The sequence below is a fragment of the Chryseobacterium sp. CH25 genome (assembly GCF_004119455.1).
GTDB lineage: Bacteria > Bacteroidota > Bacteroidia > Flavobacteriales > Weeksellaceae > Chryseobacterium.
Map to the genome: position 1 here is coordinate 126,770 of NZ_NRQT01000006.1, position 16,486 is coordinate 143,255.

Genomic DNA, 16,486 nt, shown 5'->3' on the forward strand with positions numbered 1-16,486 from the left:
AAAGAAAAAATGAAGAACTTTACTTGGGGACACGGTGTTGTAATTGCATTATTAGCATTTATCGTTTTTATATTATCCATGATGTTTCTTTTCCCGAACGGGCAAAAGAACTCTGAAATGGTAACCGATAATTATTATGAAGAAGAATTACAGTATCAGGATGTAATTGATTCTAAAAAAAGAGCGGATGAGCTGCAGGAAAAGCCTGTATACAGCCAGGATGTTCAAGGGATTAAAATCACTTTTCCAAAAGAATATAATCATTCAAACACTACGGTAAAATTTGTTTTAAACAGAACCGATGACCAGAATTTAGACATAAAAAAATCTGTAGATCTTGATGCCAATAAGTCATTTATAATACCTGCTCAGGTATTAAAAGTAGGAAACTATACTTTGAGACTAAGCTGGACAAAAGACAAAACAGACTATAGAATGGACTATGATGTGATATGGAAATAGGACTTATTGTATCGGCTATTGCTTTAGGCTTTGCTTCCGGTTTTCACTGTATCGGAATGTGTGGCCCTATTGCTCTATCGATGGGATTAACCAAAAAACAGGCAGCCAATTTTTATCTTCAGAATCTTACCTATCAGTTCGGAAGAATTTTCACCTATTCATTATTAGGTGCTCTTCTTGGAATTATAGGACAGGGATTTGAAATGGCTGGGTTTCAGAAATACCTGACAATTACTGCCGGCGTTCTGCTTATCATTATGGCTGTATTTTCATTTGGTGGAAAAGATTTTGCTTCAAAGATTCCTTTTCTGTCCAAGTTTTTATATTCTGTAAAATCTAATTTAGGACGTTTACTTCAAAAGGCAGATTACCGTTCAAGATTTACTACCGGAATTCTGAATGGTTTCTTACCATGCGGAATGGTATATATGGCTCTTACGGCAAGTCTTGCAGGAGGTGGAATATGGCAGGGAGCTTTATATATGGCCTTATTTGGTTTGGGAACCCTTCCGTTCATGTTTGCCATTGTTTTGGCCGGAAATCTCATGAATCAGGCCTTCAGAACAAAGGTTTTAAAGGCAGTTCCCATCATTATGATTATTTTGGGTGGACTTTTCATTCTTAGAGGCTTAGAACTTGGAATTCCTTATGTCTCTCCAAAAGCAGAATCTATGACTATTTCTAAAGACCCGAATGAAGCTGTTAACTGCCATTAATTAGAATTTACTATATATCATGAAGAAAACAATCGTCTTATTCTTAATAAGTCTGTTTACTCTACAATCTTGCAGCATCAATACTGAGGTAGTCTATCATAAAGATTCGGCTACATCTATGATTACTGATGTGGATACCCGGGAATTTATGGCAGAAATGCAAGCGATGACACCAGATTCATTAAAACAAGATAAGTTTAAAGAATTGGACAGGTTTCCAACAGCTTGGACAAGCATGTATGATCTTCTAAAAAAAGAAGGAAAACTGAAAACAGAAAATCAGGACACGATCAGGATCATAAAAAAGATTTTTGTAAAGTCAACAAAAGAAGACAATAAATCTGCCCCTATCGGATTTTCCTTTAAATTAGATCACATCACACCAAATGATTATGAAGTTGTTAAGAATTTCAATAAAGACGAAAAATTACCCTTTGATCAAAATATTCTCAATATCTGGGATGGAAAAACGTTAACCATTAACACGGATTTTTTCAATGTTAAAAATATTGAAGAAGTGCTTAAATCTCAAGGATCAAAAGAAGAAACGGAAAAAATGGATGGTATGATGATGATGTTTCTCAAAAATATAGGAACTACTTTAAAATTTGAAACCAAAATAAAATCCATCACCGGCAAACATGACTGGCTAAAACAGGTTGATGACTATTCCGTTAGAATAGAATACGATCTAAAAGCGATAAATGACAAGGATTCAAAATTGAAGAATGCTGATAAGAAAATCATCATTGTTACTGAATAAAATAACAAAACCCACCGGAGTCCGGTGGGTTTTTATTTAAAACTAAATTAATTAGTTAATTGTATCAAATCTCGCATATTCAGCAATCTTCTTAGGAAGCTTAATACCATCTGCTGTCTGATTGTTCTCCAATAATGCAGCCATAATTCTTGGCAATGCCATTGCAGATCCGTTCAATGTGTGAACTAACTGAGACTTACCGTCCGCTTTGTAACGACACTTCAGTCTGTTAGCCTGGAATGTTTCAAAATTGGACACAGAACTTACTTCTAACCACATTTCCTGAGCAGCGCTCCACACTTCAAAGTCATACGTCATTGCAGATGCAAAACCTGTATCTCCACCGCAAAGTCTTAAAACTCTGAATGGAAGTTCAAGATCTGTAAGGATCTCTTTAATATGCTCTACCATTTCTTCCAGAACGGCATAAGAATTTTCTGGTTTTTCAATTCTTACGATCTCAACTTTTTCAAATTGGTGAAGACGGTTTAATCCTCTTACGTGAGCACCGTAACTTCCTGCTTCTCTTCTATAGCACTGTGAGAAAGCTGTATTTTTAATCGGAAGATCTTTTTCGTCCAATAAAACATCACGATAAAGGTTTGTTACAGGGACTTCTGCAGTAGGAATCAGATATAAATTATCTTCGTTAATATAATACATCTGCCCTTCTTTATCAGGTAACTGTCCTGTTCCATACCCTGAAGCTTCATTCACAACGTGAGGCGGATTTACTTCTGTATACCCTTTTTCAACGTTCTTATCAAGGAAATACTGAACTAAAGCTCTTTGTAATCTTGCTCCTTTTCCTAAATAAACAGGAAAACCTGCCCCAGCGATTTTTACCCCTAGTTCAAAATCAATAAGGTTATATTTTTTAGCCAGTTCCCAGTGAGGAATAGCTCCTTCACCAAGACCTTCTACCGTATGAGACTGAAAAATATTTTCATTATCATCAGCAGAAGCACCGCTTTTTACCAATTCATTTGGAATGTTTGGAAGTTGGTACAAAATATTTAATAATTCTGTTTCTTTTACTTCCAGCTGAGATTTCAATTCTGAACTCGACTCTTTGTACTGTGCTGTTTTAGATTTTGCCGATTCCGCTTCTTCTTTCTTTCCTTCCTTCATTAAAAGTCCAATTTCCTTGGAAATTTTATTGATCTCGGAAAGCTGGGAATCTAATTCAAACTGGATTCTTTTTCTTTCGTCGTCAGTAGCAATAGCTTCGTCTACCAACCCAAGATTCTTGAATTGTCTTTTTTGAAGACCTTCTAAAACGCGTTCTTTATTGTCGCGTAAAAAATTGACTTGTAACATTTTATTTAGATGTTAAATATTAAATTTAGCCTAATATAAGCTAACCATTTTACAAATTTAAACTATTTTACGATAGTTACATTATTTATCGAATTGGGAGCTCCCAATTCTTTTGTAAATACCGATTTTGTATTATATAAAACCTCAGAAACCTGAAATAATTCCGGTGTCTTTTTATAATGGATTTCCAGAATATCCGTAACCGACTGCGTAGTATTATTAACAGTCTTGTTTAAAGTAAGTGCCATCCTGGAGTAATAATTGATGCCCGCAGAATCAAACTTCTTTCTTTTAGCCCCTGCAATATACTCTATATAAAAAACAGAATCCTGTCTCATTCTTAGAGAAATACTGGTAACAGGCGAGTTGTCTTTGTCTCCCAACATATCATTCACAGAAAAACTGGTAAAAGATCCGCTTTTTTTAGCATTCAATAGATCCGGACTGGTATCCGACTTCATATATATATTCATGATCTGATCAATTCTTTGCAAAGAATCGTCATCACTTCCACAACTGATAACCACACAGCTTAACAGTAAGATATAAAGAAAGATATTTTTCATTCTAACAAAGATAAAAAGATTTTATCATTAAGGCAGTTTCCTTAAGTAGGAAAAGAAAAAAAACAGAAATCCCAAACCAGAAGCAAGCAGTGTTGCCGTCATTGCAATTCCCATTCCAATGGCTCCATAAGCAGGAACCAATAGATAAGCAAGCACAGCCAGAAATATAAGTGATCCTGTACCTATCCATGCATTTATTTCTACTTTTCCTACTGCCGGTAAAAGGTTTCCGTAAAGGTTTCGGGTCAACATTCCCAATGTGAAACCTATTGATAAAATCATAAATAATGTGGTGTTTTCCACATAGCTCTCCCCAAAGAAGACAATGATAATATATTTTTTAAATACATAAAAGAAAATCAGGATTCCCAGACAGATCGGAATGAAAAATTTATTAAAATTCACCACATAAGACTGCAGGAAATTTTTATCCTTATAATTTTTTGAAAGTACCGGAAAGTCACTCTGCAGAAAACTGGTCGCCAGAAAAATAACATTAGAAGGAATCAGAATAGCAGTTCTGTAGTTGGCAACTGCATTTTCATTCATCATAAATCCAAGCAAAAGTATATCCAATGAGTATAAAGCATCTGAAGTAAGAGAGGTTAACGCTGTAAAAATCCCATATCGCCACATTTCTTTATAATTTCCGGGTCTTACTGTACGATGAGCATATATCTCTTTATTTAAGCAGAATAATGATAAATAAGGAGCAATACTTATGGCGATAAGATATCCATAAAATTTAAAAAAGTAGGTAAGCACCAAAACAAGTAACAACCCACCAATATTCACTACATTATTAATTCTCGCAAATGTCTGATTTTTACCGGTTATCCTATAAAAAACCTGAATGTGATTCAAAAAATAAAAACCTCCGAGTCTTACAGCACAGGCTATAAAAATAATAAAGATGTCTTCATACTTATGAAAATAAAAAACAGAAGTGCATAAAAACAAAAGGATAAGGATCAGTTCAAACAGAATTCCTTTGAAAAAAAAGTAAGATGAGATTTTTAATTTCTCTTCTTTATCCAATGACATGGAGCCAAACCTCATTAAGCTCTGGCTGCTCCCAAATCCTGTAAACGGAATAAAAATGGTTAAAACAGAAAGAACAATGCTTAAAATTCCAAACTCATTTTCCGGTAGCAATCTGATAATCAGCAAAGATCCCAGAAAACTGCTTATTTTGGCAATAAGGAATGAGAAGAAAACATGATGCCCACTATTGCTAAAAAAACTTCTTAAAAAATCTTTCAGACTTTTCACAAGATTCTATTTTTAGAAAGAACTTCGTCATACACTTTCACAAACTGCTGAGAAATAGCCTTTCGGGAATATCCTTCCACAGCAAAGTTCCTGATCTCGGATTCACTTTTAAAAGTATATTCCTTTCTGCATATTTTTTCCAACGTTTTATACAGTTGATCTGTATTATCTTTTTCAATTCCAATACCCAATCCATCTATAATAAACTCTGCAGCCCCGCCAACCTTTGTTGATATCACAGGTTTTCCACATGCATAAGACTCCAGAATTACACAACCCTGAGTTTCATTTTCACTGAATAGGATAAAATAGTCTGAGTTCTGCATTTTTTCAGCAACTTCAGCGTAACTTATGGCATCAAAAACGTTTATATACTCTTCAGCAGATAAGTTTTTAACCAAATCCATCAATGATTCAGAATCTCCATCTCCCCCTATTTCCAGTCTAACATGATATCCCTTTTCGTGTAACTGGTGCACTGCATTAATGATATCTTTAGGTCTTTTACGGGGAATGAGGCTTGATACATGAAGAAATTTCACATGTTCTGATGATTCCATTTTAGGTTTAACAGTAAAAACATCGGTATCTACAACATTGGAAATGACTTTCATTGGCGTTGTGATTCCTAACTCTTTCAGACTTTCTTTCAGGTTATAGCTTACAGGCAGGATATATCCGGCATGTTTTGCAATATATCTGGCAATACGTTTAATATTACCCGGTGTTTTGGATAAATTCTGTTTTTGTAAAACCGTCCAGTGTTCTGTAACTACAAATGGAATTTTATATTTTTTCTTCAGATAAACAGCAAAAAGCATATTGTTATGCAGAACATTAGCATGAACAAGATCTGGTCTGTTCAGTTTTTCAAACCCTTTTAAATAGGCTCTCATCCTTCTTAAGAAGTTATGAGCCGGATTTTTTGAGTTTTTATAATAAATGATTAAAGTTCTGATACCGTTTATGATTCTGTCATCATAGACATATAATTCCTTCTGTTCAAAATTACCAATAGCATGCAGTATTTCAACATCACAAGATAATGAAACGGCTTCCGCATGTCTTTGCACAAAATTACCGTTAGTAGGTTCTAACTGATTAGGAAACCATGATGAGATGAAGAGTATCTTTTTTCTTTTCAAAATGTTATTGAGTTGTATCTGTGTTTGAGCCTTTGTGCAAACCACACTGCAGCAAACAATGGATAAAGGTAATAAATTTCCATCTTTTATCCGAGCTCTTATGGGATTTCAGAGTTTCCAGATTTTTAAACACAAAAAAAGGACGATATACATCATCCTTACATTATTGCTGATCCAAAATACTTAGCTGATACCTGCCGCCCAGCTTTTCTCCAAAGGAAGAAGAAAGTGGCTTAAAAAGTCCAGATAGGTATTTTTAGAAAAATCAAAGACTTCAATGTCTCTTGATAGTTCTCCGTTTCTTAATTTGGTTTTGAAATCAAGAAGTTTTAATGTTTTCACTTCTCCATTTTCTACAAAACTTGCTTTCATTCTGTCAAATAATCCCAACTGATACTCTGCATCAATCTCTCTCATGACCTTACCTAAAGCATCAATACTGCAACCAGAAGCCATTTCTTTCTCTTCATCTACACATATGATGATGAATTGATTTTTTTCAATCTTAAATGACGATGAAAGTGGTTTTCCGTGTGCTGCCCAGGTTGCCAGGAAATCAAAAAGTTTTTCAGTGATTACCTTTGCCTCTTTGGTCTCAAATGGTCTTGATGCCGGATATATAATGACTCTGTAGTCGTTTGTTTCTACAACGTTTGATTCTTCAATTTTCATATCTAATCAATTTAGAGGATAAAATTACGATTTTTTCTTCAGACAGAATGTGACTTATATCCTGTAAAAATATTCTTCTTCACAAGAGGTATTCAAATACAGCATGATAAGAATTCTCATTTCAACTCAATACTGTTGTCTGGGAATAGCTTTATAAGCGAATAAACAGGTCAGCTCTTCTTCACTGTGGTCTGAGTACTTTAATACTATATTGTTTATTTCTATGATGATATAACCCAATAACATTCATATATAAAATTATACAATTTTAGAACTTTTAATATGGTTATATTTTTGACTCAATGCCAAAAGTATCATGATAAAAAGTGGAAAAATAAACGGAAAGAAAAGTCTTAGGTCCCCCGACTGTGGAAAGAAAAAGAATTTGATATAGACATTCACAAAGAAAAGAGCGGCAATCATTCTTATCCAGGTATCTTTCGATATCCAAAAAATCAATCCTGTCATAATAGAAACTGCCAGAGTTACTTTTTTAAAAGCTATTATTTTTGTGTAAATAATCTGTAAATAGATATCTAGGCTCACATGAGCCGGCTGCGATGAAATAATGGGTCTTCTATAAATAAATGAGTCATAAAAAAGATCCGTCCAACCAGGATAATTATACAGTTTCATGATAGATGCATATATGGATAACATTACAATGCCCTGTACTATAAGAATAATTTCCATTTTCTTTTCTGCAAAGTAGCTGTATAAAAAAATGGCACCTAAATAAGTTAAAGCAAATGTAATATAATCCGGACGTATAAAGATCATAACCAGAAGAAGTAAGAATATACTCCATTTGCTCCAGCTTTTTATGAGCCCTATCACAAAAATTAAGAGGAAAAGAAAAATAAACATATCCGGAGTAGACTCTCCTGACATATAAGTCATTGTTGGCATAAGCATAATCCCAGCTGTTAAAAGAGCAGCAAGTATATACTTTTCCGGAAACAGGATCTTAATCGTATAAAACAGTAATAATCCTGAAATAAAATAAGAAATAAGCCCCGTAAATAATACAGACATTGGTGGTGAAAGGCCAAGTTTACAAAAAAGAGTAATCACCAAGACATACCCTATTTTTATCTGAAAATAAGGTAGCTGTTCTGTAAAAGACTGTGTATTTTTCGCAAAGTATTGCCTCGTTGGAGCCCAGGGTTTCACCCCTATAAGATTGTTATATTGATCTGCAGAGGCTTCTTTTTTTATGGATGAGAATGTAAGTTCACGAACTTTCTCCGGTGAATCAGGAAATTCAGTTGTGAACATACTCCCCAGGTATCCTGGCATATCCCAATCATATGTTCTGTTGTTATAATTCCAATAGGTTAGAAACGTAAGAATGGATATTATAAACAAAAGGGAAATGCCCCATTTAACCTTCATACAGCAATATTACAGTCTGTGTGACCGGTAAGATTATAAATCGTCTGCTTCAGCAAGAAGCTCAACGATATCTTTTACTGCAACTTCAGTATTTTTATTGAAGTGTTTTACACCGTCTGTCATCATCGTATTACAGAATGGACATCCGGTTGCAATTACTTTAGGTTCAAAAGATAAAGCTTCTTCTGTTCTTTCGATATTGATGTCTTTATTTCCTTTTTCAGGCTCTTTAAACATCTGTGCACCACCAGCTCCACAACAAAGTCCGTTTGTTCTGCAACGCTTCATTTCTACAAGCTCTGCATCAAGCTTTTCCAATAATATTCTTGGTGCTTCATATTCATCGTTCGCACGTCCAAGGTAACAAGGATCGTGGAAAGTAATTTTTTTCCCTTTGAATGCTCCACCTTCAATTTTCAGTCTTCCTTCTTCCATTAAGGTTTTAAGGAATTGTGTGTGATGAACTACTTCAAAGTGCCCGCCAAGACTTGGATATTCATTTTTAAGGGTATTGAAACAGTGTGGACAAGCTGTTACAATTTTCTTTACTTCGTAAGCATTAAGAACTTCAATATTGGTAAGGGCCATCATCTGGAAAACAAATTCATTCCCAGCTCTTTTCGCAGGATCTCCGGTACAGCTTTCTTCCTGTCCTAAGACTGCAAATTCAACCCCTATTTTATTTAATATCTTGCAAAATGCTTTTGTAATTTTTTTGGCGCGGTCGTCAAAACTTCCTGCACATCCAACCCAAAATAAAACTTCCGGTGATTTTCCTTCGGCAGCATATTCTGCCATTGTTTTTATATTGAAATCCATTTCTTTTTCAATTTGAAAAGGTGAGGATTTGGAAATTTGAAAGTGAACTAGCGTTAATCAATTTTCAAATTTTCAAATCGATTAGTTTTTAATTTTCTGAAGCCCAGTTCAGACGGTCAGCCTGGTTATACTGCCAAGGAGCAGCGTTGTTTTCTACGTTCGTCATCATCAGATTCAATTCCTGTGGAGCAGCGGACTGTTCCATTACCAGGAATCTTCTCATTTCGAAGATAATAGAAAGTGGATCTAACAATACTGGACAGGCATCTGTACATGCATTACATGTAGTACAAGCCCAAAGTTCTTCCTTAGTGATATAGTCATTCAACAGCTTTTTGCCGTCGTCTACAAATTTTCCGTTTTTATCAATATTTTTTCCAACTTCCTCCAACCTGTCTCTTGTTTTCATTAAGATCAGTCTCGGAGATAGTTTTTTACCTGTAATGTTGGCAGGGCAAACAGAAGTACAACGTCCGCATTCTGTACAAGAATAAGCATTCAGTAGTTGTACCTGGTTAAGGTCAAATATATCTTCAGCTCCAAATTTAGAAGGAACATCTGCTTCAGCTCCTTCTGCCGGTGCAGCATAAGGATCTGCATTAGGATCCATCATCAATTTGATCTCTTTTGTTACAGAATCAAGGTTGTTGAATTTTCCTTTTTTATCAAGATTAGCATACCAAGTACTTGGGAACGCTAAAATAATGTGTAAATGCTTTGAATAATACAAGTAATTCATGAAGAACAGAATCCCTACAAAGTGGAACCACCAAGCTCCTTTTTCTGTAAAGTGTAGGAAACCGTCACCGAAATTGCTAAAAATAGGTCCCAGAATAGTAGAACTAATCGGGAAACTTCCCAGTGCAGGCATTACTCCTCTTTGTTGCAGTACCCAATCAGCTGCGTTCATTTTAAAGAAAGCCATCATTAAGGCAAACTCAATGATAAGAATCCAGTTGGCATCCTGTTTTGGCCATCCGAAAAGTTCTTTCATGGTTAATCTCTTAACTCCATAAAAGTTTCTTCTGATAAAGAATACCACCACTCCTATTACAACAAGAAGAGCAAGAATCTCCAATGTTGCTGTAAAGAAACTATAGAATCCATTTCCAAAAACTGAAGCTAGAAAACGGTGTGTTCCGAACAGTCCATCAACAATAATTTCAATAAGTTCTATATTGATAATCACAAAACCTACGTACACGAAAAGGTGTAAAATCCCGGCAACAGGACGTTTCACCATCTTGCTCTGTCCCATAGCCACTCTTGCCATGGTACTCCAGCGTTCAGATTTTCTGTCGTTTCTGTTGATCTCGTGACCAAGTCTGATATTTCTATAGATCTTCAGCAGGCTTTTGGCAAACAGTCCAAATCCGGCCACTAATAGAATCAGGAAAATAATGTTATCGATGTACTGCATAAGGCGTATTAGTCTTTATTGTTTTTACCGAAAACTGAGAAATTGATGTATCTCTTAGGGTTCGCTTTCATATCTTCAATCAATGAATTCAAATTAGAAGATGCTGAATTCAGGTTGTTGTATAATTTATCATCCTTCATCAGCTTACCTAAGCTTCCCTCTCCTTTATCTATTCCGCCAATCACCTGATTCAGTTTTCCTACGGTGGCATCCAGATTTGCAATAGTTGCATTTAACTGCTTGGTATCAATGCTTTGTGCAAGATTTCCGTATTTATCTAATGTTGTCTTTCCACTTTGCATTGTAAGACTTGCATCATCCAATACTTTCTGTAATTTAGGATCATTATGACCTACAAGGCTGTTTACACTTCCTGCAGTGGTTTCCAATGCTCCCACTGTCTTATTAAGGTTGGATAATAACGCTTTAATTTCTGCTCTGTTCTGAGCATCTACAAGCTGATTGGCATTCGCCATTAGAGAGTCTACTCTATGTAAAACAACCTGTAATTGATCTTTTACCGGGCCTACCTGAGAAGAAAGACTTCCCATCATTCCCAATTTGAAGGCTCCTTTCAAGGTATCTCCATCTTTTGCTGTAGCTCCGCCATATGCCAGATTTACTCTCATTTCCTTACCGGACATTAATCCCGGTTCAAAAATTTCCAGTGATGAGTTTTTTGAAAATTCAAATTTGTTATCAACTGTAATTTTTACAACAAAACTGATTTTACCATCCTTTCCTGTCTGAGGAATGATCTTATCTACCTGGCCTACTTTAAGACCATTAATAGAGACTGCTGAAGACTGCGCAAGGCCTTCTACATTGTCATATTTTGCGTAAAAGATATTGTCGGTAGTAAAAAGGCTCTTCCCTTTCATAAATTGAAACAACACCACAAAGCCTACGATAGCTAGAAGTGCAATCACACCAGCTTTTAATTCTTTACTGAACTTCACTTGCTAATTTTTTTCTAATAAGCAAATATAGTACATTTTAAATAAATCTTTTCCTTTATTGTTCTGCCATAAATACAAAAAAAGCGACAAAAAAATTGTCGCTTTTATATTGATAGATGTAAATCTTTTATTGTTGCTGATTTCCCAGCTTGTTCCAGATCTCGATTCTGTAGTCCTGGATATCTGCGTTATCCTGAAGACTCTTTAACCAAGCCTGTCCGAACATTCCTGCATTTCTCTGAGAAATAGACTCAGTAAATTGCTTAATATCACCAGGTTGTTTGTTTACTGTCTCTGATTTTTTAATCAATACATAAACACCTGTTCCACCTTCAACCGGCTTAGAAAGTTTACCTTTTGCAACTCCGAATGCTGCACCGGCAACTTTAGGTTCCATTGCTCCATTTACTGAAGGGTTCAATAGATTCACCTGAGCCGCTTGTTTTGTAGTAGCAAATAATGCAGCAATCTGATCTAAACCTGAAGCTTTTGCTCCTGCAATTTTATCAGAGATTTGTTTTGCAGCTAATTTATTCTTAACAATTACCTCAATCTGATCTCTTACAGATTCAGGATCAGCAAGACCAGCTTCTTGTTTTCCGTTTAAGTATACAACAATTTTGTCTCCTGTTCCGTCTACATTGAATAATTCTGTATCTCCTTTAGATCTTTTCTTATCAAAAGCCCAAGCAAGGATATCACCGTCTTTCTCAGTACCTAAGCCCTGAAGCTGTCCTTCGAATCTCTTCGCAGCTTTAGAATTAGTATACTGGAAGTTTCCTTTCTTAGCAATATTCACGAAATCGTTGAAAGACTTCCCTTGAACCTGCTGAATGAATTTTCTGGAATTTTTATCTGTTTCTGCTTCTGTAGCATCTGAAGGTTTGATCTCTTTTACAAGATTAGCCACCTTATACCCCATTGAACCAGATTTTTTATCTTCAATATTGATGATGTGGTACCCAAACTGAGTTTCTACAACACCTGTTGCTCCTTTAGGATTGTTTGCAAGATAAGTTAGGAACTCAGGAACAAAAGGTGTTTCCGGAGTTGTCCAACCAAGGCTACCACCTTGTGCAGCAGAACTTGGATCATTTGAAAGTTTAAGGAACTCAGTAAATTTAGCTGGTGTAGCTTTTACAATAGCTCCAATAGAGTCTGCTAATTTCTTAGCCTGCTCTTTAGATCTTGTTACTCCATCTCCTGCAGGGCTTCCTTTGAAAGCGATCAGGATATGTCTTGATAATGTAGAATCTGAAGTTTTCTTACCTACAAGTTTAGAAACTACATAGAAATTCTGTTCTTTGTACGGACCAAAAGTCTGTCCAACCGCAGCTGTTGCGATCTGACCTTGTATAGTAGCAGGCAATTGTGTAGGCTTCACATACTGAGGATTGAAAGGTGAATCTGAGTTTGCCATTACAAACATAGAGTCATTCTTTGTATTCTGGAAGTTTTCAGTTCCTCCGCTAGCATCTGTTCCTCCTGAGTATAATTTTGTAATTTCCTTTAAAGCGGCTGCATCATCTGCTGCACTTGGCTTAGAAGGGAAAAATACAATACCTAAGTTTCTGCTAGGTTCAGCTTTGAACATCACCGGGTGCTGCTTGATGTAGTTGGCAAGATCTTCTGTAGTAACATTGATCTTTGTTTTCTGAAGATAAGCTGCATAGTCTACCTTCACAAAGTCGATGTCAGCAAGCTGATCTCTTTCTTTCATCAATTCTTCAGCTTCTTTTTTACCAGTAGTAATTCCTGCTGAAATATTGGTAAACACCTGTCTCGCCATCAGTCTGTACTCAATTGATTTTCTGGTTTTCAACCATTGAGCATACCCCTGAGGGTTAGTGTTCTGTAATGTTTCAATTTCTTTTTTAAGCTCTTGAGTTTTAAAGTTCCCTTTCTCATCAAAGAACTGTTGATTTTGAGCGAACATCTGATCATACTGGATCTGATTCCAGAAATAATCATCAGTCATTTCAAAGCCCAATTTCTCAAACTGCTGCTTGATAAGCTTAGATTGAACAAGTAACTGCCAAGCCTGCTCTTCAAGTCCGTTTTTTGGACGACCTTGTTGTTCAGCCTGTTGCTGCAGCACGAAAAGCTGATCATTGAACTCTTCGCGGGTGATTTTCTCACCGTTTACTTTTCCTAAAACGTCAGGATTCTTACCAAAAACCTTGTCGATACTGTCTGGGTTCACCAAGAACGCCAAAAGCGCTAAGGCTATTACTCCCATTAAAAGCCAAGGCTTACTCCTAATCTGTCCTAAAATTGCCATTTTATAAATTATAGTTTTTTATCAGTTTGCGAAAATACACATTTTTAAGAAATTAGAGAAGCAGAAGTTCTTTATTTTAATTTTAAATGCTAAAGATTATCTAAAAAAGGAAATTTTGACCATATTTTTTAGCAAAAAACAAATGGCATAAGTATTGTGCAATCTAACACATTATAATATAGCACACGTTTTCAGGGCATATTATAAAAAATCCCTTTAACGACTAAAAACGAAAATGACAATTTGTCATTCGATCTATTATGACAGAGTTTGAAGATATAAGTTTAGAAGAAATGATCAGCGATGGTTTTGATATTGTCACTGAAGAAATCAATCTTTCCGATTTTGGAGAGACTGAAAAAATTCCGAACAGAAAATATTCCCAATACTTCCTGTAAGAAATATGGTTATGTTTCCAAATGTGGTAATCCCTATTACAGCTGGAAGAAAAACATCCATACAACTTCTTGAGGAAGCGCAAAAAAACGGAGATTTTATCGGAATTGTAAGCCAGAAGAATTCTGACCTTGAGCAACCTACCGAAAAGGACATCTATACAACCGGTACTTTAGCGAAGATTATTAAGATTATAAAACTTCCTGAAGGCAATATTACTGCAATTACCAAAGGTTTCCACAGATTTAAAATCAAAAAATCGTTGATAACCAACCTTATTTTAAAGCTGAAATAACCAAACTAAAGGATACTAAGCCTAAAAATCAGGAAGAATATGAAGCTTTACTGGAAAACATTAAAGATCTTGCTTTAAAAATTATTGAGCTGGATCCTAATATTCCTAATGCTGCCAATTTTGCGATCAAAAACATCAACAATAATGATGATTTACTGAACTTCATCTGCACTAATGCAAGCTTCCCATCTGTAGAAAAGCAAAAATTGCTTGAGGAAAAAAGCACCATGGAAAGAGCTAACAAATGCTATGAAATGATGCATGAAGATTTCAGAAAGCTGGAACTGAGAAATCAGATCCATCAGAAGACTTCAAAAGACCTTGATAAGCAACAAAGAGAATATTTCCTTAACCAACAGATCAGAACGATCCAGGAAGAATTGGGTGGTGGACCTGAAAGTGATGTGGCAGACCTTATTGCTAAAGCAAAAACAAAGAAATGGAGCCAGGAAGTTGAAGATCACTTCCAAAAAGAAATAGGAAGATTACAGAGACAGAATCCAAATTCTCCGGACTATAACGTACAAAGAAATTATCTGGATTTCTTTACAGATCTACCTTGGGAAACTTACACCAAAGATATTTTTGATATTGCAAAGGCTGAAAAAGTTTTAGACAAGGCTCATTTCGGACTTGAAGATATCAAGAAAAGAATTTTGGAACATATGGCTGTTTTGAAATTAAAAAATAATATGAAGTCTCCTATTCTATTGTTGGTAGGACCTCCGGGAGTGGGTAAAACTTCATTAGGAAAGTCTATTGCTGATGCTTTAGGCAGAAAATATGTAAGATTATCTTTGGGCGGACTTCACGACGAAAGTGAAATCCGTGGACACAGAAAGACTTATATTGGTGCAATGGCTGGAAGAATTCTTCAATCTATCAAAAAATCAGGAACTTCAAATCCTGTAATTGTTCTGGATGAGATTGATAAAATTGGACAGGGACTTCACGGAGATCCAAGCTCTGCACTTTTAGAAGTTCTTGATCCTGAACAAAATAAATCATTCTATGACAACTTCCTTGAAATGGGTTATGATTTGTCTAAAGTAATGTTTATTGCTACAGCGAATTCTCTTTCAACCATTCAGACTCCGCTATTGGACAGAACGGAAATTATTCAGATTGCAGGATATACTCTTGAAGAAAAGATTGAGATCGCTAAACGTCACTTAATCAAAAAGCAGCAGGAAGAAAATGGTTTGGATACGAAATCATTCAAGCTTGGAAATCCTGAACTTAAACATATTATTGAGGCTCACACTTCTGAAAGTGGGGTAAGAACATTAGAAAAAAGAATTGCTTCAGTTGCAAGATGGGTAGCTTTACAAACAGCTTTGGCAAAAGAATACGATCCAAAAATCTCTCTTGAAAAAGTAGATGAAATCCTTGGTGTTCCAAGACCAAAAAGTTTATCTGAAATTACAGATGCTCCCGGTGTGGTAACAGGTCTTGCATGGACCAGTGTAGGTGGAGACATTTTATATATTGAAAGCATTCTGAGCAATGGAAAAGGTGCTTTAACGATGACCGGAAATCTGGGAACCGTAATGAAAGAATCTGCTACTATTGCGTTGGAATACATTAAAGCTAAACATGATGAACTGGGAATTGCTCAGGAAGATTTGGATAAGAAAAATATCCACGTTCACGTTCCTGAAGGGGCTACTCCTAAAGATGGACCTTCTGCAGGTATTGCAATGCTGACTTCAATGGTTTCTTCTTTCAAAAACAAAAAGATTAAACCTCACCTTGCGATGACAGGGGAAATTACGTTAAGAGGAAAAGTTCTTCCTGTAGGTGGAATTAAAGAGAAGCTTCTTGCGGCTACCAGAGCTGGAGTAAAAGAGGTTATTCTTTGCGAAGCTAACAGAAAAGATGTAGAAGAAATTAAGAAAGATTATTTAAAGAATCTGAAAGTACACTATGTCAACAGAATGGAAGAAGTCATAGACATCGCCATTGATAAATAAAAAACAACTTATTTACATATTAACTTCTCAAT

Annotated in this window: 13 protein-coding genes and 1 pseudogene; 4 read left to right on the forward strand and 10 right to left on the reverse strand. The window is 35.6% G+C overall.

The window, feature by feature from the left end; all coding sequences use genetic code 11:
• Window positions 1-9 precede the first annotated feature (9 nt).
• The 3 genes from BOQ64_RS15635 to BOQ64_RS15645 are packed head-to-tail and all read left to right on the forward strand — an operon-like array spanning window position 10 to window position 1,941.
• Complete coding sequence (locus BOQ64_RS15635) at window positions 10-462, forward strand: FixH family protein (RefSeq protein WP_129059121.1); 453 nt, start codon at window positions 10-12, stop codon at window positions 460-462.
• The gene (locus BOQ64_RS15640; RefSeq protein WP_129059122.1) at window positions 453-1,178 is read left to right on the forward strand and encodes a sulfite exporter TauE/SafE family protein; all 726 of its coding nucleotides are present in this window, start codon (window positions 453-455) and stop codon (window positions 1,176-1,178) included. Before BOQ64_RS15635 ends, BOQ64_RS15640 begins: the two co-directional genes overlap by 10 nt.
• A 19-nt stretch (window positions 1,179-1,197) precedes the next feature.
• Window positions 1,198-1,941: a hypothetical protein gene (locus tag BOQ64_RS15645; protein WP_129059123.1), complete on the forward strand. Its 744-nt coding sequence runs from the start codon at window positions 1,198-1,200 to the stop codon at window positions 1,939-1,941.
• 51 nt (window positions 1,942-1,992) lie between these two features.
• Here BOQ64_RS15645 and serS read toward each other — a convergent pair whose 3' ends face one another.
• The 10 genes from serS to BOQ64_RS15695 all read right to left on the reverse strand — a co-directional run bounded on the left by serS (window position 1,993) and on the right by BOQ64_RS15695 (window position 13,790).
• Entirely contained in the window at window positions 1,993-3,261 is a 1,269-nt protein-coding gene (serS, locus tag BOQ64_RS15650) for a serine--tRNA ligase (protein ID WP_129059124.1), read from the reverse strand.
• Between the two features lie 62 nt (window positions 3,262-3,323).
• Window positions 3,324-3,827, reverse strand: a complete 504-nt coding sequence (locus BOQ64_RS15655) for a hypothetical protein (protein ID WP_129059125.1) — start codon at window positions 3,825-3,827, stop codon at window positions 3,324-3,326.
• Window positions 3,828-3,854: 27 nt separating this feature from the next.
• Entirely contained in the window at window positions 3,855-5,099 is a 1,245-nt protein-coding gene (locus tag BOQ64_RS15660) for an oligosaccharide flippase family protein (protein ID WP_129059126.1), read from the reverse strand.
• Window positions 5,096-6,244, reverse strand: a complete 1,149-nt coding sequence (locus BOQ64_RS15665; protein WP_129059127.1) for a glycosyltransferase — start codon at window positions 6,242-6,244, stop codon at window positions 5,096-5,098. The genes BOQ64_RS15660 and BOQ64_RS15665 overlap by 4 nt, the downstream gene beginning before the upstream one ends.
• A gap of 183 nt (window positions 6,245-6,427) precedes the next feature.
• Entirely contained in the window at window positions 6,428-6,916 is a 489-nt protein-coding gene (locus BOQ64_RS15670; protein ID WP_129059128.1) for a hypothetical protein, read from the reverse strand.
• Between the two features lie 258 nt (window positions 6,917-7,174).
• The gene (locus BOQ64_RS15675; RefSeq protein ID WP_129059129.1) at window positions 7,175-8,311 is read right to left on the reverse strand and encodes a hypothetical protein; all 1,137 of its coding nucleotides are present in this window, start codon (window positions 8,309-8,311) and stop codon (window positions 7,175-7,177) included.
• 33 nt (window positions 8,312-8,344) lie between these two features.
• Window positions 8,345-9,130, reverse strand: a complete 786-nt coding sequence (locus BOQ64_RS15680) for a (Fe-S)-binding protein (RefSeq protein ID WP_045501437.1) — start codon at window positions 9,128-9,130, stop codon at window positions 8,345-8,347.
• Window positions 9,131-9,218: 88 nt separating this feature from the next.
• A complete protein-coding gene (locus BOQ64_RS15685; protein ID WP_129059130.1) occupies window positions 9,219-10,550 on the reverse strand; it encodes a (Fe-S)-binding protein in 1,332 nt (443 codons plus the stop codon).
• Between the two features lie 8 nt (window positions 10,551-10,558).
• On the reverse strand, window positions 10,559-11,509 hold the full coding sequence (locus BOQ64_RS15690; protein WP_129059131.1) for an MlaD family protein: 951 nt from the start codon (window positions 11,507-11,509) through the stop codon (window positions 10,559-10,561).
• Between the two features lie 127 nt (window positions 11,510-11,636).
• Window positions 11,637-13,790 carry a peptidylprolyl isomerase gene (locus BOQ64_RS15695; RefSeq protein ID WP_129059132.1) on the reverse strand — a complete coding sequence of 718 codons (2,154 nt, stop codon included), beginning with the start codon at window positions 13,788-13,790 and terminating at the stop codon, window positions 11,637-11,639.
• A gap of 260 nt (window positions 13,791-14,050) precedes the next feature.
• Between BOQ64_RS15695 and lon the strand changes: the two are divergent.
• Window positions 14,051-16,454 (forward strand): annotated as a pseudogene (lon, locus tag BOQ64_RS15700) (endopeptidase La).
• The last annotated feature ends 32 nt before the right edge of the window (window positions 16,455-16,486 follow it).